23 protein-coding genes, 2 tRNA genes and 1 pseudogene are annotated in these 22194 nt (G+C 40.1%); 24 read left to right on the forward strand and 2 right to left on the reverse strand.

Going from position 1 to position 22194, the window contains the following annotated elements; translation table 11 throughout:
- Both O3636_RS00695 and O3636_RS00700 read right to left on the reverse strand, forming a co-directional pair.
- Positions 1-126 carry a hypothetical protein gene (locus tag O3636_RS00695; protein WP_371470574.1) on the reverse strand — a complete coding sequence of 42 codons (126 nt, stop codon included), beginning with the start codon at positions 124-126 and terminating at the stop codon, positions 1-3.
- A gap of 196 nt (positions 127-322) precedes the next feature.
- A pseudogene (locus O3636_RS00700) lies at positions 323-564 on the reverse strand (IS630 transposase-related protein); the annotation flags it as partial.
- Between the two features lie 308 nt (positions 565-872).
- Between O3636_RS00700 and O3636_RS00705 the strand changes: the two are divergent.
- The 24 genes from O3636_RS00705 (at position 873) to ciaH (ending at position 22187) form a co-directional block, all read left to right on the forward strand.
- Positions 873-1895 (forward strand): branched-chain amino acid aminotransferase, encoded by a 1023-nt coding sequence (locus O3636_RS00705; RefSeq protein WP_153226070.1) that lies wholly within the window; start codon positions 873-875, stop codon positions 1893-1895.
- Between the two features lie 22 nt (positions 1896-1917).
- Positions 1918-3885 carry a peptide ABC transporter substrate-binding protein gene (locus O3636_RS00710; protein WP_371641372.1) on the forward strand — a complete coding sequence of 656 codons (1968 nt, stop codon included), beginning with the start codon at positions 1918-1920 and terminating at the stop codon, positions 3883-3885.
- A gap of 98 nt (positions 3886-3983) precedes the next feature.
- Entirely contained in the window at positions 3984-4214 is a 231-nt protein-coding gene (locus O3636_RS00715; RefSeq protein WP_000037113.1) for a DUF2969 domain-containing protein, read from the forward strand.
- A gap of 49 nt (positions 4215-4263) precedes the next feature.
- A tRNA-Tyr gene (locus tag O3636_RS00720) sits at positions 4264-4344 on the forward strand.
- Positions 4345-4353: 9 nt separating this feature from the next.
- Positions 4354-4425, forward strand: a tRNA-Gln gene (locus tag O3636_RS00725).
- A 161-nt stretch (positions 4426-4586) separates the two neighbouring features.
- Complete coding sequence (rpsA, locus tag O3636_RS00730) at positions 4587-5789, forward strand: 30S ribosomal protein S1 (RefSeq protein ID WP_001001630.1); 1203 nt, start codon at positions 4587-4589, stop codon at positions 5787-5789.
- A gap of 85 nt (positions 5790-5874) precedes the next feature.
- Positions 5875-6372, forward strand: coding sequence for a GAF domain-containing protein (locus O3636_RS00735; RefSeq protein WP_033676928.1), 498 nt, complete (start codon positions 5875-5877; stop codon positions 6370-6372).
- Positions 6372-8027, forward strand: coding sequence for a DNA polymerase III subunit gamma/tau (gene dnaX / locus O3636_RS00740; RefSeq protein ID WP_371641373.1), 1656 nt, complete (start codon positions 6372-6374; stop codon positions 8025-8027). The genes O3636_RS00735 and dnaX overlap by 1 nt, the downstream gene beginning before the upstream one ends.
- A 27-nt stretch (positions 8028-8054) precedes the next feature.
- Positions 8055-8249 carry a DUF3272 domain-containing protein gene (locus O3636_RS00745; protein WP_001081602.1) on the forward strand — a complete coding sequence of 65 codons (195 nt, stop codon included), beginning with the start codon at positions 8055-8057 and terminating at the stop codon, positions 8247-8249.
- A 150-nt stretch (positions 8250-8399) separates the two neighbouring features.
- Positions 8400-9170: a Fe-S cluster assembly ATPase SufC gene (sufC, locus tag O3636_RS00750; protein ID WP_000114489.1), complete on the forward strand. Its 771-nt coding sequence runs from the start codon at positions 8400-8402 to the stop codon at positions 9168-9170.
- 27 nt (positions 9171-9197) lie between these two features.
- Entirely contained in the window at positions 9198-10460 is a 1263-nt protein-coding gene (gene sufD, locus O3636_RS00755) for a Fe-S cluster assembly protein SufD (protein WP_261043774.1), read from the forward strand.
- A 10-nt stretch (positions 10461-10470) separates the two neighbouring features.
- A complete protein-coding gene (locus tag O3636_RS00760) occupies positions 10471-11697 on the forward strand; it encodes a cysteine desulfurase (RefSeq protein WP_261043772.1) in 1227 nt (408 codons plus the stop codon).
- Complete coding sequence (sufU, locus tag O3636_RS00765) at positions 11684-12124, forward strand: Fe-S cluster assembly sulfur transfer protein SufU (protein ID WP_261043770.1); 441 nt, start codon at positions 11684-11686, stop codon at positions 12122-12124. The genes O3636_RS00760 and sufU overlap by 14 nt, the downstream gene beginning before the upstream one ends.
- 57 nt (positions 12125-12181) lie before the next feature.
- On the forward strand, positions 12182-13594 hold the full coding sequence (gene sufB / locus O3636_RS00770) for a Fe-S cluster assembly protein SufB (RefSeq protein WP_000797053.1): 1413 nt from the start codon (positions 12182-12184) through the stop codon (positions 13592-13594).
- Between the two features lie 298 nt (positions 13595-13892).
- Positions 13893-14036, forward strand: coding sequence for an IS630 transposase-related protein (locus tag O3636_RS00775; protein WP_371470185.1), 144 nt, complete (start codon positions 13893-13895; stop codon positions 14034-14036).
- Positions 14037-14083: 47 nt separating this feature from the next.
- Positions 14084-14737, forward strand: a complete 654-nt coding sequence (locus O3636_RS00780; RefSeq protein ID WP_371470186.1) for a transposase — start codon at positions 14084-14086, stop codon at positions 14735-14737.
- Positions 14738-14847: 110 nt separating this feature from the next.
- The gene (locus O3636_RS00785) at positions 14848-15084 is read left to right on the forward strand and encodes a DUF2829 domain-containing protein (RefSeq protein ID WP_000141913.1); all 237 of its coding nucleotides are present in this window, start codon (positions 14848-14850) and stop codon (positions 15082-15084) included.
- Entirely contained in the window at positions 15077-15775 is a 699-nt protein-coding gene (locus O3636_RS00790) for a 3-oxoacyl-ACP reductase (RefSeq protein WP_219966585.1), read from the forward strand. The genes O3636_RS00785 and O3636_RS00790 overlap by 8 nt, the downstream gene beginning before the upstream one ends.
- The gene (locus tag O3636_RS00795) at positions 15760-16044 is read left to right on the forward strand and encodes a hypothetical protein (protein ID WP_219966945.1); all 285 of its coding nucleotides are present in this window, start codon (positions 15760-15762) and stop codon (positions 16042-16044) included. Before O3636_RS00790 ends, O3636_RS00795 begins: the two co-directional genes overlap by 16 nt.
- On the forward strand, positions 16022-16924 hold the full coding sequence (locus tag O3636_RS00800; RefSeq protein ID WP_219966944.1) for a putative PEP-binding protein: 903 nt from the start codon (positions 16022-16024) through the stop codon (positions 16922-16924). The genes O3636_RS00795 and O3636_RS00800 overlap by 23 nt, the downstream gene beginning before the upstream one ends.
- Entirely contained in the window at positions 16866-17306 is a 441-nt protein-coding gene (locus O3636_RS00805) for an ASCH domain-containing protein (protein WP_219966586.1), read from the forward strand. The genes O3636_RS00800 and O3636_RS00805 overlap by 59 nt, the downstream gene beginning before the upstream one ends.
- A gap of 121 nt (positions 17307-17427) precedes the next feature.
- Positions 17428-19974, forward strand: a complete 2547-nt coding sequence (locus tag O3636_RS00810) for a M1 family metallopeptidase (protein WP_219966587.1) — start codon at positions 17428-17430, stop codon at positions 19972-19974.
- 214 nt (positions 19975-20188) lie between these two features.
- On the forward strand, positions 20189-20863 hold the full coding sequence (gene ciaR / locus O3636_RS00815) for a two-component system response regulator CiaR (RefSeq protein WP_000590639.1): 675 nt from the start codon (positions 20189-20191) through the stop codon (positions 20861-20863).
- The gene (ciaH, locus tag O3636_RS00820; RefSeq protein WP_261023921.1) at positions 20853-22187 is read left to right on the forward strand and encodes a two-component system sensor histidine kinase CiaH; all 1335 of its coding nucleotides are present in this window, start codon (positions 20853-20855) and stop codon (positions 22185-22187) included. The genes ciaR and ciaH overlap by 11 nt, the downstream gene beginning before the upstream one ends.
- The last annotated feature ends 7 nt before the right edge of the window (positions 22188-22194 follow it).

The following is a 22194-nucleotide window of genomic DNA, read 5'->3' on the forward strand; positions in this document are numbered from 1 at the left end:
TTAGTCCTTTTGTTTTTTATAAGAAACACAGCGGATTGAAACAAGAGTAGGACAATTTTTGAGGTGCTTTTTGATATGAGCCCAGGTTTTCTCAATAAGATTGTACTCAGGTGAGTGGGGAGGAATAAGAAATAAAGCTACTTTTCTGGGGCTTGTTCATAGTAGGTATGATTCTTTTTTTCGAGTGTAGCCTATAGCTTTGAGAGCATAGTGGATAGTATAGTAGATTGAAATAAGATGTGAACAAAGTGATTGAGAAAGTCAATTTTTTCTAAAAATGTTTTAGCAACCGTAATGTGCTATTCTAGATTCAATACGCTATAGTTGGATGACAGCCAAATTCAGAAGCTATTTCAGTCAAATAAGCGTCTGGATTGTCGGTAAGATAGTTTTTAAGTCTGTCTCTATCAACTTTTCTTGGTTTTGTTCCTTTTACTTGATGGTTTAGATCACCTATTTTCTCTTTTAGATAATGGTATTACGTGAGATTTGGAATTCTGTTATACTACCTGTTCGCTTACAATAGGCAAGAACTTTTTTACGTAAATCTATTGAATATGGTATAAGATGACTGTACCACATTGTGTACTATCTTTAGTTCATTTTATCATATCTCTGTCGAAACAGGTTACTAATATTAATGTACGGGCTCCATGTATGTCAAAAATAAGTTCAGTTATTGAATAGATTTTACTAAACGAGATAGAAGAATAATTTGAGTCTTTTATGCAATCTCCATATAGGATTCATTACGACAGATACCTTAGATTCTTTTTATTGAAGAAATTTTCTGAAAATTACAAAATATACTTGCTATTTTAGAAAAAAAGTGTAGAATATAAGAAATAGGTTTTTAGAATAAGGAGTGGAATATGACAGTAACGATTGATTGGGAAAATCTTGGTTTTTCCTATATGAAATTACCTTATCGCTATATTGCTCATTTTAAAAATGGACAATGGAATCAAGGAGAACTTACAGAAGATGCAACCTTGCATATTTCAGAGTCTTCTCCAAGTCTTCACTATGGTCAACAAGCCTTTGAAGGTTTGAAAGCTTACCGTACTAAGGATGGTAGTGTTCAACTTTTCCGTCCTGACGAAAATGCTAAACGTCTGCAACGTACTTGTAATCGTCTCTTGATGCCACAAGTTCCGACAGACATGTTTGTAGAAGCTTGTAAGGCAGTTGTCCGCGCGAATGAAGAATACGTACCACCATATGGAACAGGTGGAACCCTTTATCTTCGTCCACTTTTGATTGGTGTTGGAGATATTATCGGGGTTAAACCAGCAGAGGAATACATTTTCACCATCTTTGCTATGCCAGTTGGAAATTACTTTAAGGGTGGATTGGTTCCAACCAACTTCTTGATTCAGGATGAATACGACCGTGCAGCGCCAAATGGTACAGGTGCAGCTAAGGTTGGTGGGAACTATGCTGCCAGTCTCTTGCCAGGGAAATTGGCCAAGTCACGTCATTTCTCAGATGTTATCTATCTAGACCCATCAACTCATACAAAGATTGAAGAAGTCGGTTCAGCTAACTTCTTTGGAATTACAGCTGATAATGAATTTGTAACACCATTGAGTCCATCTATCTTGCCATCTATTACTAAGTATTCTTTGCTTTATTTGGCAGAACACCGCTTGGGCTTGACTCCTATTGAGGGGGATGTCCCAATTGATAACCTTGACCGCTTTGTAGAGGCAGGTGCCTGTGGTACAGCAGCAGTTATTTCACCAATTGGTGGAATTCAGCACGGTGATGATTTCCATGTATTCTATAGTGAAACAGAAGTAGGTCCTGTGACTCGTAAACTCTATGATGAATTGACTGGTATTCAGTTTGGTGATATTGAAGCGCCAGAAGGTTGGATTGTAAAAGTAGATTAAAACAAACAAAAGGAGATTTTTGATGAAATCGAAAAAGTGGCTCTTAACAGCAGGAGTGGTCCTGAGCACAACAGCTCTTTTAGTGGCTTGTGGAAAAGCTGATAAAGAAGCAGATGCACCGACAACATTTTCATATGTCTATGCAGTAGATCCAGCATCTTTGGACTATAGTATAGCGACTCGTACATCGACAACAGATATCATCGGGAACGTGGTTGATGGCTTGATGGAAAACGACCAGTACGGAAATGTTATCCCTTCCTTGGCTGAGGATTGGTCTGTGTCAAAAGATGGTTTGACTTATACCTACAAACTTCGTAAAGGAGTTAAATGGTACACTTCTGAAGGTGAAGAATATGCAGAAGTAACAGCCCATGACTTTGTAACAGGATTGAAACATGTAGCTGACGGTAAGTCAGACGGTGTCTCTCTCATCCAAAATTCAATCAAGGGTTTGGATGCCTACATGACTGGTGAGACGAACGATTTCTCTACAGTTGGTGTTAAGGCCTTGGACGATTATACAGTCGAATATACCCTAAACAAACCAGAAAGTTTCTGGAATTCTAAAGTTACAACAGCGACGATGTTGCCTGTAAATGAAGAGTTTTTGAAGGCATCAGGTAAAGATTATGGAGCAGTTACTCCAGCAGGGATTCTTTACAATGGTCCTTATATCTTGAAGACCTTGACTTCTAAATCGTTAATCGAATACGAGAAAAATCCAAACTACTGGGATAAAGAAAAGGTAAAAATCGAGAAGATCAAATTGACCTACTACGATGGTTCTGATCAGGAATCCTTGATTCGTAGCTTCTCTTCTGGTGCTTATACGACAGCCCGTCTCTTCCCAAGTAGCTCAAACTTTGCTTCTACTTTGGAACAATACGGAGATAAAATCACTTATAGCCCACAGGACTCAAGTAGCTATTACTTCACCTTTAACGTAAATCGTCAGTCATATAATAAAACTGCGAAAACAAGTGAAGAGCAAAAGACTTCTACTAAAGAAGCTATGCTTAATAAGGACTTCCGTCAGGCTATCAACTTTGCCTTCAACCGTCATTCTTATGCTGCCCAGCTAAATGGTGAAGACGGTGCGGACAAGATTATTCGTAACAGCCTTGTTCCTGACAACTTTGTACAAGCAGGGGGTAAAAACTTTGGTCAAATCGCCCAAGCTGAGTTGGTGAACTATGGTGACCAATGGAAAGGTGTTGAGCTAGTTGACGGTAAGGATTCTATCTATAATCCTGACAAGGCTAAAGCTGCGTTCGAAAAAGCTAAGAAAGACTTGGAATCTAAAGGGGTAACTTTCCCAATTCATTTGGATGTCCCAGTTGAACAAACAGATACCATCGCCGTTCAACAAAGTAATTCTTTCAAACAGTCTATCGAATCAACTCTTGGTGCAGAAAATGTTGTCATTGATGTTCTTCAAATGACAGATAATGAAAAGGAAACAATCACTTCTCAAGCGCGTGTTCCTTCTCAAAAAGACTATGATTTGAACAGTACAGGATGGGCTCCAAGCTATCAAGACCCAGCATCTTACTTGAATATCATGGATCCTAAATCAGGTTCTGCTATGAAACACCTTGGTATTACTAAAGGAAAAGATAAGGATGTTGTAGCGAAACTTGGTTTGGACCAATATAAGAAATTATTGGATGATGCAGATTCAGAGACTACAAATCTTGAAGAACGCTATGAAAAATATGCCAAGGCTCAAGCTTGGTTGACGGATAGTTCATTATTGATGCCGACAGCCTCATCTGGTGGTTCTCCAGTTGTAAGTAATGTCGTGCCATTCTCAAAACCATACTCACAAGTTGGTATTAAGGGTGACCCATATATCTTTAAAGGGATGAAATTGCAAAAAGATATTGTTACAACAAAAGAATATGAAGAAGCACTGAAAAAATGGCAAAAAGAAAAATTGGAATCAAACGGTAAGTACCAAAAAGAACTAGAAAAACACATTAAATAAAGCAGAAAACTCTATATCAGACTTGGAATGATATAGAGTTTTTTCTTGCTAGTTTTAGGATTTTCTTGTAAAATAGAAAAAGTGAAGAGAGGTATGAAATGAGTAAGAAAGATAAAAAAATTGAAATTCAAGTAGCAGATGCCAAGGTTAATGTAGGAAAAGACAGTTTTGAAGGTTATACCTTGACCATTGGTAAAAAAGTTATCGGAGAAATTGCCGAATTAGACGGACAATTTGCCATCATAAAGAATGGGAATGTCGATAGTTTTTATAAAAAATTGGAAAAAGCTGTGGAAATTTTGATTGAAAATTATAATTTAGCAAAATAAGTCTTGTTTTTTTGAAATTTTCATGATATAATAGTCCATGTTGATTGTAGGAGAGATAGCGAAGAGGCTAAACGCGGCGGACTGTAAATCCGCTCCTTCGGGTTCGGGGGTTCGAATCCCTCTCTCTCCATTTTATCAATGGGGTATAGCCAAGCGGTAAGGCAAGGGACTTTGACTCCCTCATGCGTTGGTTCGAATCCAGCTACCCCAGTTCTTAGGTAATAATCAAGATAAAAAGCAAAATATCTTAGGGTATTTTATTTTTATAATTGAAAGACGTGAACGATATGAACATGTCCTTGCGGGTGCTTAGGAAAAAAATTATAAGTATGTCAAGTTTAAGAAAAACTTGATTGTTGGAGGATTTTTTAGATGAACGAATTTGAAGATTTGCTAAATAGCGTTAGCCAAGTTGAGACTGGTGATGTTGTTAGTGCTGAAGTATTGACAGTTGATGCGACTCAAGCTAACGTTGCAATCTCTGGAACTGGTGTTGAAGGTGTCTTGACTCTTCGCGAATTGACAAACGATCGCGATGCAGATATCAATGACTTTGTTAAAGTAGGAGAAGTATTGGATGTTCTTGTACTTCGTCAAGTAGTTGGTAAAGATACTGATACAGTTACATACCTTGTATCTAAAAAACGCCTTGAAGCTCGCAAAGCATGGGACAAACTTGTTGGTCGCGAAGAAGAAGTTGTTACTGTTAAAGGAACTCGTGCCGTTAAAGGTGGACTTTCAGTAGAATTTGAAGGTGTTCGTGGATTCATCCCAGCTTCAATGTTGGATACTCGTTTCGTACGTAACACTGAGCGTTTTGTAGGTCAAGAATTTGATGCTAAAATCAAAGAAGTTGACGCTAAAGAAAACCGCTTCATCCTTTCACGTCGTGAAGTTGTTGAAGCAGCTACTGCAGCGGCTCGCGCTGAAGTATTCGGTAAATTGGCTGTTGGTGATGTTGTAACTGGTAAAGTTGCTCGTATCACAAGCTTTGGTGCTTTCATCGACCTTGGTGGTGTTGACGGATTGGTTCACTTGACTGAATTGTCACATGAACGTAACGTATCACCAAAATCAGTTGTAACTGTTGGTGAAGAAATTGAAGTGAAAATCCTTGATCTTAACGAAGAAGAAGGACGTGTATCACTTTCACTTAAAGCAACAACACCTGGACCATGGGATGGCGTTGAGCAAAAATTGGCTAAAGGTGATGTAGTAGAAGGAACAGTTAAACGTTTGACTGACTTCGGTGCATTTGTTGAAGTATTGCCAGGTATCGATGGACTTGTTCACGTATCACAAATTTCACACAAACGTATTGAAAATCCTAAAGAAGCTCTTAAAGTTGGTCAAGAAGTTAAAGTTAAAGTTCTTGAAGTTAACGCAGATGCAGAGCGCGTATCACTTTCTATCAAAGCTCTTGAAGAGCGTCCAGCTCAAGAAGAAGGACAAAAAGAAGAAAAACGTGCTGCTCGTCCACGTCGTCCAAAACGTCAAGAAAAACGTGATTTCGAACTTCCAGAAACACAAACAGGATTCTCAATGGCTGACTTGTTCGGTGATATCGAACTTTAATCAAATTGAAAATTTATAAAATCCTTTGTTTTCTAAACAAGGGATTTTTCTTTTGTCTGTAAGCCTTTTTTGATATAATAGTTCTATGTTAGAATCAGAAAAACAATCACGTTATCAAATGTTAAATGAGGAGTTCTCTTTTTTATTGGAAGGCGAAACCAATGTTTTGGCTAATCTTTCCAACGCCAGTGCTCTTCTAAAATCACGCTTTCCTAATACCGTATTTGCAGGCTTTTATCTGTTCGATGGAAAGGAATTGGTTTTAGGTCCTTTCCAAGGAGGTGTTTCCTGCATCCGTATTGCACTGGGAAAAGGTGTTTGTGGGGAGGCAGCTCATTTTCAGGAAACTGTTCTGGTTGGTGATGTAACAACTTATCCCAACTATATTTCTTGTGATAGTAGAGCAAAAAGTGAAATTGTTGTTCCGATAGTTAAGAATGGTCAATTGCTAGGGGTTCTGGATCTGGATTCTTCAGAGATTGATGATTATGATACTATGGATCGAGATTATTTGGAACAATTTGTCGCTATTTTGCTTGAAAAGACAGAATGGGACTTTACAATGTTTGGGGAGAAAGCCTAATGTATCAAGCACTTTATCGAAAATATAGAAGTCAAAATTTCTCCCAGTTGGTTGGTCAAGAAGTTGTGGCTAAGACCCTTAAACAAGCTGTAGAGCAAGAGAAAATAAGTCATGCTTATCTTTTTTCTGGTCCTCGTGGAACGGGAAAAACCAGTGTGGCTAAGATCTTTGCCAAGGCTATGAACTGTCCCAATCAAGTGGGTGGTGAACCATGTAATAACTGCTATATTTGTCAGGCAGTGACGGATGGTAGTTTAGAAGATGTCATCGAAATGGATGCAGCCTCTAATAATGGGGTGGATGAAATCCGTGAAATTCGTGATAAATCTACCTATGCCCCTAGTCTTGCCCGTTATAAGGTTTATATCATAGACGAGGTTCACATGCTGTCTACAGGAGCTTTTAATGCCCTCCTAAAGACGCTGGAAGAGCCAACACAGAATGTAGTCTTTATTTTGGCCACTACTGAATTGCACAAGATTCCTGCCACTATTCTATCCCGTGTGCAACGTTTTGAATTTAAATCGATTAAGACACAGGATATTAAGGAACATATCCACTATATTTTAGAAAAAGAAAATATTACTTCTGAACCAGAGGCTGTGGAAATTATCGCTAGACGAGCTGAAGGTGGAATGCGGGACGCCTTGTCTATTTTGGATCAAGCCCTGAGTTTGACACAGGGAAATGAATTGACGACTGCTATCTCTGAAGAAATTACTGGCACCATTAGCCTATCAGCCTTGGATGATTATGTGGCTGCCTTGTCTCAACAGGATGTTCCCAAGGCTTTGTCTTGCTTAAATCTTCTCTTTGAAAATGGTAAGAGCATGACTCGTTTTGTGACCGACCTTTTGCACTATTTAAGAGACTTGTTAATTGTTCAAACAGGGGGAGAAAACACTCATCATAGTCCAGTATTTGTAGAGAATTTGGCACTTCCTCAAGAAAATCTGTTTGAAATGATTCGCTTAGCGACAGTCAGTTTAGCAGATATTAAGTCTAGTTTGCAGCCTAAGATTTATGCTGAGATGATGACTATTCGCTTGGCGGAGGTTAAGCCTGAAGCAACTCTTTCTGGGGCGGTTGAACATGAAATTTCTGCATTGAGACAGGAAGTTGCCCGTCTCAAACATGAACTCGCCAATGTGGGAACCGTAGCTAAGCCAACAAATCCAGCTCCTAGTCGTCCAACAGCAGGCAAGACAGTCTATCGTGTGGATCGTAATAAAGTTCAATCTATCTTACAAGAGGCTGTCGAAAATCCTGATTTAGCACGTCAAAATCTGATACGCTTGCAGAATGCCTGGGGAGAGGTGATTGAAAGTCTAGGAGGTCCTGATAAGGCTTTGCTAGTTGGTTCTCAACCGGTTGCGGCCAATGAACACCATGCTATTCTTGCTTTTGAGTCTAACTTCAATGCTGGTCAAACCATGAAACGAGAAAATCTCAACACCATGTTTGGCAATATCCTCAGTCAGGCAGCAGGTTTTTCACCTGAGATTTTAGCTATTTCCATGGAGGAATGGAAAGAAGTTCGCGCAGCCTTTTCAGCCAAAGCCAAATCTTCTCAAACTGAAAAAGAAGCAGAAGAAAGTCTGATTCCAGAAGGATTTGAATTTTTGGCTGATAAAGTGAAGGTAGAAGAAGACTAAAGAAAGATTTCATGATACAATAAGTTTATGAATAGACAACAATTTATTATCATCGCGCTGTTTACAGCTGCTGAGACCTATTTTTTCAATGAAGCTTGGATGACTGGGCGTTATATTATGGCAGCCTTTTGGGCCATTTTGCTCTTTAGAAATTTCCGAGTTAGTTACTTGATGGGCAAGATTGTAGATGTCATTGACCAGCATTTAAAAGGAAAAGACTAGTCCTCAGCTTCTAGACAAAATCAAAGCCTTTTAGGCTTTTTTTTGTTATACTATAAAAGTATATTTATTGACCTTTTACCGTATTTTCTAGGGAAATCAAGTATGTTTCCAGTAAGAACTGTAAAGGTCTTAAAAAAGAAAGGAATTATCATGTCAGTATTAGAGATCAAAGATCTTCACGTCGAGATTGAAGGAAAAGAAATTTTAAAAGGGGTTAACCTGACCCTGAAAACAGGAGAAATCGCCGCTATCATGGGACCAAATGGTACTGGTAAATCGACTCTTTCTGCCGCTATCATGGGAAATCCAAACTATGAAGTTACCAAAGGTGAAGTCTTGTTTGATGGCGTAAATATCCTTGAGTTGGAAGTGGACGAGCGTGCACGTATGGGACTTTTCCTTGCTATGCAATACCCATCAGAAATTCCTGGTATTACTAACGCTGAGTTTCTTCGTGCAGCTATGAATGCTGGTAAAGAAGACGATGAAAAGATCTCAGTTCGTGAGTTTATCACTAAATTGGATGAGAAGATGGAATTGCTCAACATGAAAGAAGAAATGGCTGAGCGTTACCTCAACGAAGGTTTCTCTGGTGGTGAGAAAAAACGTAATGAGATTCTTCAACTTTTGATGTTGGAACCAACTTTTGCCCTTTTGGATGAGATTGACTCTGGTCTTGATATTGATGCCCTTAAAGTTGTTTCTAAAGGTGTTAATGCCATGCGTGGTGAAGGTTTTGGTGCTATGATTATCACTCACTACCAACGTCTTTTGAACTACATCACACCTGATGTGGTACACGTCATGATGGAAGGTCGTGTTGTCCTTTCAGGTGGTCCAGAATTGGCTGCTCGTTTGGAACGTGAAGGATACGCAAAACTAGCTGAAGAACTTGGCTACGACTACAAGGAAGAATTGTAATTCCCTCGTATCTTTTAGGAGAAGTAAATGACTAAAGAAACTATTAAACTTTTTTCAGAAATGCACGCTGAACCAAGCTGGTTGGCTGAACTCCGTCAAAAAGCTTTTGATAAGATTGAGAGTTTAGAATTACCAGTTATTGAGCGTGTCAAATTCCACCGTTGGAATCTGGGTGATGGAACGATTACAGAAAGCGAGCCATCAGCAAATGTTCCAGATTTCACTGCACTAGATAACCACTTGAAGTTGGTGCAAGTAGGAACTCAAACTGTTTTTGAGCAAACTCCAGTTGAGTTAGCTGAACAGGGTGTCGTCTTTACAGACTTCCACTCAGCTTTAGAAGAAATTCCAGAGCTTATTGAGGAATTCTTCATGTCATCTGTTAAGTATGACGATGACAAATTAGCAGCCTACCATACTGCTTATTTCAATAGTGGTGCTGTTCTCTACATTCCTGATAATGTTGAGATTAAAGAACCAATCGAAGGAATTTTCTATCAAGACAGCGATAGTGATGTGCCGTTTAACAAGCATATTATGATTATCGCTGGTAAAAACTCTAAGATTAGTTATCTGGAACGTTTAGAATCACGCGGTGAAGGAAGTGCCAAAGCAACTGCTAATATCACAGTAGAAGTAATTGCACGTTCTGGTGCGCAAGTGAAGTTTGCTGCGATTGACCGTCTAGGTGAAAACGTCACTGCTTACATTAGCCGTCGTGGTAAATTAGGCAACGATGCAAGCATTGACTGGGCAATCGGTGTCATGAACGAAGGAAACGTCGTTGCGGACTTTGATAGCGACTTGATTGGAAATGGTAGCCATGCGGACCTTAAAGTGGTAGCTCTTTCAAGTGGCCGTCAGGTACAAGGGATTGATACCCGAGTAACTAACTATGGTTGCAACTCAATCGGAAATATCCTACAACATGGGGTTATTCTTGAAAAAGCAACCTTAACCTTCAATGGTATTGGTCACATTATCAAGGGTGCCAAGGGAGCAGATGCGCAACAAGAAAGTCGTGTTCTCATGCTTTCAGACCAGGCTCGTTCAGATGCTAATCCAATTCTTTTGATTGATGAAAATGACGTAACTGCAGGACACGCGGCTTCTATCGGTCAGGTAGATCCAGAAGATATGTACTACCTCATGAGCCGTGGCTTGGATAAGGCAACTGCAGAACGCTTGGTTGTTCGTGGTTTCCTTGGATCTGTTATCGTTGAGATTCCAGTCAAGGAAGTTCGTGATGAAATGATTGCAACTATCGAAGAAAAATTGTCAAAACGCTAAGGGGTAGGCTATGTTAGATGTAGAAGTGATTCGCAAGGATTTTCCAATTTTAGACCAGATTGTTAATGATGAACCATTGGTTTATTTGGACAATGCCGCGACGACACAAAAACCACTAGCAGTTCTGGAAACGATTAACCGCTACTATGAGAACGACAATGCTAATGTTCATCGTGGCGTTCATACCTTGGCAGAAAGGGCGACAGCTTCTTATGAGGCAGCTCGTGAAACCATTCGTAAGTTTATCAATGCAGGGTCAACAAAGGAAGTTCTCTTTACTAGAGGAACGACAACCAGTCTTAACTGGGTAGCGCGTTATGCTGAGGAAGTCTTGGCTGAGGGAGACCAGGTCTTGATTTCCGTCATGGAACACCATTCTAATATCATTCCTTGGCAGGAAGCCTGCCGCAAGACTGGAGCGGAGCTTGTTTATGTCTATCTCAAGGATGGAACCTTGGATATGGATGATTTGAGGGCTAAATTGACTTATAAGGTCAAATTTGTCTGCCTAGCTCACGCCTCAAATGTTCTGGGTGTGGTCAATCCAATCAAAGAAATCACCCAATTAGCCCATCAAGTTGGAGCTATCATGGTGGTGGATGGTGCTCAGTCTACGCCTCATATGAAGATTGATGTTCAGGACTTGGATGTGGACTTCTTTGCCTTTTCAGGTCACAAGATGGCTGGCCCAACTGGTATCGGTGTTCTTTACGGCAAAGAAAAGTATCTGGAGCAAATGTCACCAGTTGAATTTGGTGGTGAGATGATTGATTTCGTTTATGAACAATCTGCTAGCTGGAAGGAGTTGCCTTGGAAATTCGAGGCAGGAACTCCAAATATGGCTGGTGCAATCGGACTTGCTGCGGCAGTGGATTATCTGGAAAAGATTGGTATGGATGCCATTGAAGCCCATGAACAGGAATTGATCGCATACGTCTATCCAAAACTGCAGGAGATTGAAGGATTGACCATTTATGGTTCACAGGACTTGGCTCAACGGTCAGGTGTCATTGCCTTTAACCTAGGCGACCTTCATCCGCACGATCTTGCGACGGCTCTGGATTATGAAGGAGTGGCTGTTCGTGCTGGTCACCATTGTGCCCAACCCTTGCTTCAGTATTTGGACGTTCCAGCTACAGCTCGTGCAAGTTTTTATATCTACAATACCAAGGCAGATTGCGACAAGCTAGTCGATGCCTTACAAAAGACAAAGGAGTTTTTCAATGGCACTTTCTAAACTAGATAGCCTCTATATGGCAGTGGTAGCGGATCATTCGAAAAATCCACATCATCAAGGGAAGTTGGAAGACGCTGAGCAAATCAGTCTCAACAATCCGACCTGTGGAGATGTTATCAATCTCTCTGTCAAGTTTGATGCAGAGGACCGTTTGGAAGATATTGCTTTTCTAAACTCAGGTTGTACCATCTCGACTGCCTCTGCTAGCATGATGACAGATGCCGTTTTAGGAAAAACCAAACAAGAAATTTTAGAACTTGCGACTATTTTTTCTGAAATGGTTCAAGGGCAAAAAGATGAGCGTCAAGACCAACTTGGAGATGCATCTTTCTTATCAGGCGTTGCAAAATTCCCTCAACGAATTAAGTGTGCAACCCTAGCTTGGAATGCCCTGAAGAAAACAATTAAAAATCAAGAAAACAAGTAAGACAAGTTTCTTTTGTCTTATGGACTATTAGAAATGAAGAATGAAAGAAAGTATATTATGGCTGAAGAAAGAGTAGAACCAAAACCAATTGACCTTGGTGAATATAAATTTGGTTTCCATGATGATGTAGAGCCTGTCCTATCGACAGGAAAAGGATTGAATGAAGATGTCATTCGTGAACTATCAGCTGCTAAGGGAGAACCTGAGTGGATGCTAGAATTCCGTTTGAAGTCTTATGAAACCTTCAAAAAAATGCCTATGCAAACTTGGGGAGCAGACTTGTCAGAGATTGATTTTGATGACTTGATCTACTATCAAAAACCATCTGACAAACCAGCGCGTTCATGGGACGAAGTTCCTGAAAAAATTAAAGAAACCTTTGAACGTATCGGGATTCCGGAAGCTGAGCGTGCTTATTTAGCAGGTGCCTCTGCCCAGTACGAGTCAGAAGTGGTTTACCACAACATGAAGGAAGAGTTCCAGAAATTGGGGATTATCTTTACAGATACGGATTCTGCCCTCAAGGAATACCCAGACTTGTTTAAACAATACTTTGCGAAGTTGGTACCGCCAACAGATAACAAGTTGGCTGCCCTTAACTCAGCAGTATGGTCTGGTGGAACCTTTATCTACGTACCAAAAGGGGTCAAAGTGGATATCCCACTTCAAACTTACTTCCGTATCAACAACGAAAATACTGGTCAGTTTGAACGTACCTTGATTATCGTTGATGAGGGAGCAAGTGTCCACTACGTAGAGGGCTGTACAGCACCAACTTATTCAAGTAACAGCTTGCATGCGGCCATCGTAGAAATCTTTGCCTTGGATGGAGCTTATATGCGTTATACAACCATCCAAAACTGGTCTGATAACGTCTATAACTTGGTAACCAAACGTGCTAAAGCCTTGAAAGATGCAACTGTTGAGTGGATTGATGGAAACTTGGGTGCCAAAACAACCATGAAATACCCATCTGTTTATCTAGATGGAGAAGGGGCGCGTGGTACTATGCTTTCTATTGCCTTTGCCAATGCTGGACAACACCAAGACACGGGTGCCAAGATGATACACAATGCTCCACATACAAGCTCGTCTATCGTGTCTAAATCCATTGCTAAAGGCGGAGGGAAGGTTGACTACCGTGGACAAGTAACCTTTAACAAAAACTCTAAGAAATCTGTCTCTCACATCGAATGTGATACCATTATCATGGATGACTTGTCAGCATCAGATACCATTCCATTTAATGAAATTCACAACTCGCAAGTAGCTTTGGAACACGAAGCTAAGGTATCTAAGATTTCAGAAGAGCAACTCTATTACCTTATGAGCCGTGGATTGTCAGAATCTGAGGCAACTGAGATGATTGTTATGGGATTTGTAGAACCATTTACAAAAGAGCTTCCAATGGAATATGCAGTTGAGCTGAACCGTTTGATTAGCTATGAGATGGAAGGATCAGTTGGGTAAAATTTGTTTTTAGATTTACCCCCAATCAAGTATCTTGAAGATGAACTTGTAACAACAATAGACTGAGAAAAAAGGTTTTAAGAACAGAAAATGCATGATATCAGGAGCCAAAAAACTTGATATTATGCATTTTATTGTGGGAAGATTTATTGTATTCTCTCATGAAATAGAGTTTTTTCCTAAGCGCTTTTGATTTTTGATATAGTTTTGTGAGGACGAAGTAAGACAATATATAAAATAGTCAGTTCAAGCCACGATATAGTTGCTTAGTTTAAAATAAGCATCTTATAATAAAGCTATGGCATATAGTAGAGATTTTGAACAAGGAGCATTAGATTACATCAAAGAGGGACACAGACATGTCGAGACATACAAAGTTTTTGATGTTGGCGGCAGAACTCTCTTCACGTGGGAAAAGAAAGACGTGAGCAAGGACACTTAGAGCGGAAAAAGTGAGTCGTCAAAAAGTGGAAAATTCCTTTAGAGGAATTGAAAGCCTTTGTAGAGGCTCATCCAGATGCTTTTTTACGGGAAATTGCGGCACATTTTGATTGTGCTGTTCCTTCAGTATGGGGAGCTTTAAAGCAAATTCATATCACTTTAAAAAAGATGACTAGCTTTAAAGAACAAGATTCTGAGAAAGTCGCTGAATTTCTTGATATTTTGGATAACCTAAAAGATTTATCAGTCGTATATATTGGCGAAACGGGAATCGACCGCTACCTCTATCGTCCCTATGCACGCGCTCCTAGAGGGAAGAAAGTCTATGAAAAGATTAGCGGACGGCGTTTTGAGCGGACTTCAATTGTTTCAGGACAAGTAGACGGAGAGTTTATAGCTCCCATGATTTACAAGGAAAGTATGACGAGTGATTTCTTTGTGGAGTGGTTCAAAACGCAGCTCTTGCCTGATTTGAAGACACCTCATGTTATTGTTATGGACAATGCTAGTTTTCGTCCCAAACATATCTTGGATGAACTGTGTATCCAAGATAGACACTTTTTCTTACCTCTAGTATCTTATTCACCAGATTTGAATCCTATTGAGCAAACTTGGGCTATCTTGAAAAAGAAAGTGACGGATTTATTAAGGGAAGTTCCAAATATTTTTGAATGTTTGGAACGCTTTTTTAAAACTAAATGACTATAATTATAAAATGCTTATTGATTTTGATTTAAAATGAGTCAAAAAGCCGTTGCACAACGGTTTTTTGTTATAATTAAATGAAGAATGTAGAATAAAAGGAGAAAAACATGACATTTGAAGAAATCCTGCCTGGGTTAAAGGCTAAGAAAAAATATGTACGAACTGGTTGGGGAGGTGCTGAAAACTATGTCCAACTTTTTGACACTATCGAGCAAAATGGGGTTGCACTTGAAGTGACACCTTATTTCCTAATCAACGTTTCTGGGGAGGGAGAAGGTTTTTCCATGTGGAGTCCGACACCTTGTGATGTTTTGGCGACGGATTGGGTAGAAGTGCATGACTAGACGTGTATTGATTACGGGAGTGAGTTCAGGTATCGGATTGGCTCAGGCTCGCCTTTTTTTAGAGAAGGGCTATCAAGTTTATGGAGTTGACCAAGGTGAAAATCCACTCTTAGAAGGTGATTTCCACTTTTTACAGAGAGATTTAACCTTGGACTTGGAGCCTATTTTTGACTGGTGTCCTCGGGTGGATGTTTTGTGCAATACTGCTGGAGTGTTGGATGATTACAAACCACTTTTGGAACAATCAGCGCAGGAAATTCAAGAGATTTTTGAAATCAACTATGTGACTCCTGTTGAGTTGACTCGCTATTATTTGACTCAAATGTTGGAGAATAAAAAAGGGATTATTATCAACATGTGCTCCATCGCTTCGAGCCTAGCAGGTGGTGGTGGACACGCCTATACTTCTTCGAAGCACGCCTTGGCTGGATTTACCAAGCAGTTGGCTCTAGACTATGCAGAAGCTGGGATTCAGGTCTTTGGGATTGCTCCAGGAGCAGTCAAGACGGGTATGACCGCTGCCGACTTTGAACCAGGTGGTTTAGCGGACTGGGTGGCTAGTGAAACTCCAATCAAACGCTGGATCGAGCCAGAGGAAGTAGCAGAAGTCAGTCTCTTTTTGGCCAGTGGAAAGGCATCTACCATGCAAGGACAAATCTTGACAATAGATGGTGGCTGGTCTTTGAAGTAGGAGGAGTTGGATGGATATCAAAAATCACTGATCCTAAAAAAAATAGGTTAAACCTTCCTGGTAGTAGTCAGCAACTTGGTGAAGGACTGACGGAAACGCTGACTAGAGAAGTTATGGAAGAGACAGGATTTACTGTTAGAAGCTATTCCAAAGAAAATGCATTGCCACTAGTCTTGACGGTCAAAGCAGAATTATTAGGATTTCCAGAACTTGACAATACTTCTTACATGAATTGGAAGGTGAATGATGAGAAACCAACTTGCCCTTAGTGGCGAAAAACTTGATGAAAAAGTTTACCCACAACTATTTCATCATGTTGGCATGATTCGTGGGGAATATTTGTTGAGAGAGCTTAATCAAAACATCATATTAGCAAGTTGTCAGCAATTTGTAAAAGATTATCTAGATACTATCTGTTCCTTGTACTCAGATGAGGAGATCTGGTATCGTTTTTCTGAATTAACGAATACAGAAGCTAATTGTTTAAAGGCGACTAAAGAGTATTTTGATGAAAATCATCCCTTATTTGGATATAGAGGAACTAGGCGTTTGCTGGCGTGTCCGGATGAATTTCAGGCTGAAGCACATGTCGTTACAGAAGTTTATAAAAACAATCCCAATCTATCTGTTATTTTTCCTTTTGTCAATGATGCTGAGCAGTTAAAGCAAGCTATTACAGTATTGCGTCAGCATGGTTTTACTGGGAAAATTGGCACGATGATTGAATTACCGTCAGCGTATTTTGACTTGGACAGCATACTGGAAGCTGGTATTTCCAAGATTGTAGTTGGAATGAATGATTTGACTTCTTTTGTTTTTGCGACTGTGAGAAACAGTCAATGGCATGATATGGAAAGTCCAATAATGTTAGATATGCTAAGACAGATGCAGGATAAAGCAAGGATGAAAAAGATTGATTTTGCTGTAGCAGGCTATCTGAATACTTCTTTCATACAAAAAATGAATCAGATGGGTATCGAATGCATTATCCACTATAGTTCTATTCCAGAGATTTTTAATTTAGAGATTGACCATCCAGATCATCTTAAACACATAAAAGAAGAAAGTAAAAAATTACAAAGGAGCACCCATGACACCGCAAGAAATATGGAATGCCTACAAGCAAATCAACCCCTCTATAGGAGATGAAATCGATGCTTGGGCTTTTGGAGTGGAACCAGACCTTTTAGCAGATTTGGTTTTAAGAGGCGAAAAGACTGCAACAGCATCAGCCTACGATCTCTATGCACTAGAAGCCGAGTCTCTTCCTCAAGAAGGAACTTTTGATGTCATTTTAGATAGTCAAAATCAGGCTGTCTGTATTGTCGAAATTACAAAGGTTTCTGTCCAGCCCTTCAATCAAGTTTCTGCTCAACATGCCTTTAAGGAAGGAGAAGGTGACAAATCCCTAGCCTATTGGCGTCAGGTTCATGAGGATTTTTTCACAGACTGTTTGGGTGAAGTAGGACTGACTTTTACACCTGAAAGCAAGGTTTTTTTAGAAGAATTTCGCAAGGTCTACCCACTGTAGGCTATTAGAAGGAAGAAAGTTTTGGAAATCGCTGTCCAATCCTTTTTTCTCCAGCAAAACATGATATAATAAGTTTGTTTGAAGAAGAGCTTTAGCTCTTAAACTTAGATAGGAGAAAACTATGCAAGCAGTTGAACATTTTATTAAGCAATTTGTTCCTGAACATTATGATTTATTTTTAGACTTGAGTCGTGAGACCAAGACTTTTTCAGGAAAGGTGACCATCACTGGTCAAGCACAGAGTGACCGTATTTCCCTTCATCAAAAAGACTTGGAAATCGCTTCTGTAGAAGTTGCAGGTCAAGCTCGTCCATTTACAGTTGACCATGACAATGAAGCCCTTCATATTGAACTTGCGGAAGCAGGTCAAGTTGAAGTGGTTATCGCTTTCTCAGGAAAAATTACAGACAACATGACAGGGATTTACCCTTCTTATTACACAGTTGATGGAGTCAAGAAGGAAGTCTTGTCAACTCAGTTCGAGAGCCATTTTGCGCGCGAAGCCTTCCCATGTGTGGATGAGCCAGAAGCTAAAGCAACTTTTGATCTCTCTCTACGTTTTGACCAAGCAGAAAATGAATTGGCCTTGTCTAACATGCCAGAAATCGATGTTGAAAACCGTAAGGAAACAGGTATCTGGAAGTTTGAGACAACACCTCGTATGTCTTCTTACTTGTTGTCCTTTGTTGCAGGTGATTTGCAAGGTGTGACGGCTAAAACTAAAAACGGTACTCTTGTAGGTGTCTACTCAACCAAAGCTCATCCATTATCTAATCTTGATTTCTCACTGGACATCGCCGTTCGCTCTATCGAGTTTTACGAAGATTACTACGGAGTTAAGTACCCAATTCCTCAATCTCTCCACATCGCCCTTCCTGACTTCTCAGCTGGTGCTATGGAAAACTGGGGTCTTGTGACCTACCGTGAAGTTTACTTGGTTGTGGATGAGAACTCAACCTTTGCCAGCCGTCAACAAGTTGCCCTTGTTGTAGCCCATGAATTGGCTCACCAATGGTTTGGGAATCTCGTAACGATGAAATGGTGGGATGACCTTTGGCTCAATGAAAGCTTTGCTAATATGATGGAGTACGTCTGTGTGGATGCTATTGAACCAAGCTGGAATATCTTTGAAGATTTCCAAACAGGTGGAGTACCTCACGCTCTTGAACGCGATGCGACTGATGGTGTTCAGTCTGTTCACGTCGAAGTTAAACATCCAGATGAAATCAATACGCTCTTTGACGGAGCTATCGTCTATGCCAAAGGAAGTCGCCTCATGCACATGCTTCGTCGTTGGCTAGGTGATGTCGATTTTGCCAAAGGTTTGCACGCCTACTTTGAAAAACATCAGTACAGCAATACAATTGGTCGTGACCTTTGGGATGCTCTTGGTCAAGCATCTGGCCGTGATGTTTCAGCCTTTATGGATTCTTGGTTGGAACAACCTGGTTATCCAGTTCTCACTGTCAAAGTTGAAAATGATGTCTTGAAGATTTCACAAAAACAATTCTTCATCGGTGAGAACGAAGATAAGAACCGTCTCTGGGTTGTGCCACTAAACAGCAACTGGAAAGGCTTGCCTGATACACTTGAAACTGAAAGTATCGAAATCCCTGGCTACGCAGCTCTTCTTGCTGAAAATGACGGAGCTCTTCGTCTCAACACTGAAAATACAGCCCACTACATTACAGACTATCAAGGAGGCTTATTAGATGCTGTTCTTGCTGACCTAGTTGAGCTTGATAACACAAGTAAACTGCAAATCGTCCAAGAACGTCGCTTGCTTGCTGAAGCAGGGCACATTTCTTATGCTGACTTGCTCCCAGTTCTTGATAAACTTGCTAAGGAAGAATCTTACCTTGTCGTTTCAGCTGTTTCTGAAGTAATTTCTGCTCTTGAGCGCTTTATCGATGAAGGAACAGAAGCTGAAAGAGCCTTCAAAGCCTTGGTTGCTAAATTGGCTCGTCACAACTATGACCGTCTTGGTTTTGAAGCTAAAGACGGAGAATCAGATGAGGATGAATTGGTTCGTCAGTTGGCTGTTTCTATGATGATTCGCTCAAATGGTGCAGAAGCTAGTCAAGTCGCTAGCCAAATCTTCGAAACACACAAGGAGAATCTTGCAGGACTTCCAGCAGCTATTCGCTCACAAGTTCTGATTAATGAGATGAAACATCATGAGACCAAAGACTTGTTAGCACTTTATCTTGATACTTATACTCACGCAACAGATGCTGTCTTTAAACGCCAGTTGGCAGCTGCTCTTGCTTACAGTACAGATGCGAACAATATCCAAACCTTGATTGCTTCTTGGAAGGACAAATTTGTGGTCAAACCACAAGACTTGTCTGCTTGGTATTACCAATTCCTAGCTCACCAAGCAACTCAGGAAACAGCTTGGTCTTGGGCGCGTGAAAACTGGGCTTGGATTAAGGCAGCTCTTGGTGGAGATATGAGCTTTGATAGCTTTGTTATCCTTCCTGCACACGTATTTAAGACTCAGCAACGCTTGGCAGAGTACAAGGAATTCTTTGAACCGCAACTTTCTGACCTTGCTCTTAGCCGTAACATCGGTATGGGAATCAAGGAAATTGCAGCGCGTGTTGACTTGATTAACCGTGAAAAAGCTGCAGTGGAAGCAGTCGTTCTTCAATACGGAAATTCATAAATGAGCCTAAAATAAAAAGAAAACTCAGCTATCTCATGTAATACTCTTCGAAAATCAAATTCAAACCACGTCAGCGTCGCCTTGCCGTACTCAAGTACAGCCTGCGGCTAGCTTCCTAGTTTGCTCTTTGATTTTCATTGAGTATAAAATGCAGAGAGTTGAGTTTTTTTTAAGGCAAATTTGGTATAATGGTTTTAATAAGGAGGAGTTTCTCATGATAAAAATCTTATTGGTTGAGGATGACCTAGGCCTGTCAAATTCAGTATTTGACTTTTTAGACGATTTTGCGGATGTCATGCAGGTATTTGATGGGGAAGAAGGTCTCTACGAAGCTGAAAGTGGCGTCTATGATTTGATTTTGCTCGATTTGATGTTGCCAGAAAAAAATGGCTTCCAAGTCTTGAAAGAATTGCGTGAAAAGGGAATTACGACTCCAGTTCTGATCATGACTGCCAAGGAAAGTTTGGATGACAAGGGACATGGATTTGAACTGGGAGCGGATGATTATCTGACCAAACCTTTCTACTTAGAAGAACTCAAAATGCGGATTCAAGCCCTTCTCAAACGTTCAGGCAAGTTTAATGAAAACACCTTGACTTATGGAAATATTGTGGTTAATTTGTCAACCAATACCGTTAAAGTCGAAGATACTCCTGTCGAATTGCTAGGTAAAGAGTTTGATTTATTAGTTTATTTCCTTCAAAATCAAAATGTTATTTTGCCTAAGACTCAGATTTTTGATCGTCTATGGGGATTTGATAGTGACACAACGATTTCGGTTGTCGAAGTCTATGTTTCAAAAGTCCGTAAGAAATTAAAAGGAACCACTTTTGCAGAGAATTTGCAAACCTTGCGCAGTGTTGGGTATATTTTAAAAGATGTTCAGTAAACTAAAAAAAACATGGTATGCGGATGATTTTAGTTATTTTATTCGCAACTTTGGTGTCTTCACTCTGATTTTCTCTACAATGACTCTGATTATTTTGCAGGTCATGCATTCGAGTCTCTATACTTCGGTAGATGATAAGCTTCATGGACTGAGTGAAAATCCTCAGGCAGTTATTCAGCTTGCTGTAAATAGGGCAACAGAAGAGATTAAAGATTTAGAGAATGCCGCTACAGATACTAGTAAGACTGAGATAAAACCCAATGTCAGTTCCAATACGGAGGTTATTCTTTTTGATAAGAATTTTACACAGCTCCTTTCTGGAAATCGATTTTTGGGATTGGATAAGATTAAGTTAGAGAAAAAAGAACTAGGCCATATCTATCAGATTCAGGTTTTTAATAGCTATGGACAAGAAGAAATCTATCGCATGATTTTGATGGAAACCAATATCAGTTCGGTTTCAACCAATATCAAGTATGCAGCTATCTTGATTAATACCAGTCAGTTGGAGCAGGCCAGTCAAAAGCACGAACAATTGATTGTGATTGTGATGGCAAGTTTCTGGATTTTGTCTTTACTTGCAAGTCTCTATCTAGCTAGGGTCAGTGTTAGGCCCCTGCTTGAGAGCATGCAGAAGCAACAGTCCTTTGTGGAAAATGCTAGTCATGAGTTACGAACTCCACTCGCAGTTTTGCAAAATCGCTTAGAGACCCTTTTTCGTAAGCCAGAAGCAACCATTATGGATGTGAGCGAAAGCATTGCCTCTAGTTTGGAAGAAGTCCGAAATATGCGTTTTTTGACGACAAACTTGCTGAACTTAGCTCGTAGAGATGATGGGATTAAACCGGAACTTGCAGAAGTTCCAACCAGTTTTTTCAATACGACTTTCACAAACTATGAGATGATTGCCTCGGAAAATGATCGTGTCTTCCGTTTTGAAAATCGGATTCATCGCACGATTGTCACAGACCAGCTTCTTCTGAAACAACTGATGACCATCTTATTTGATAATGCTGTCAAGTATACTGAAGAGGATGGTGAAATTGATTTTCTTATCTCGGCGACCGATCGCAATCTGTATTTACTTGTTTCTGATAATGGAGTCGGTATTTCGACAGAAGATAAGAAGAAAATTTTTGACCGTTTTTATCGAGTGGATAAGGCTAGAACCCGCCAAAAAGGTGGTTTTGGTTTAGGATTATCTCTGGCCAAGCAAATTGTAGATGCGCTTAAAGGAACCATTACTGTTAAAGATAATAAACCCAAGGGAACAATCTTTGAAGTGAAGATTGCTATCCACACACCATCGAAAAAGAAAAAATAAAAATATC

The organism is Streptococcus sp. 27098_8_76 (genome assembly GCF_041432315.1).
Taxonomy (GTDB): domain Bacteria; phylum Bacillota; class Bacilli; order Lactobacillales; family Streptococcaceae; genus Streptococcus.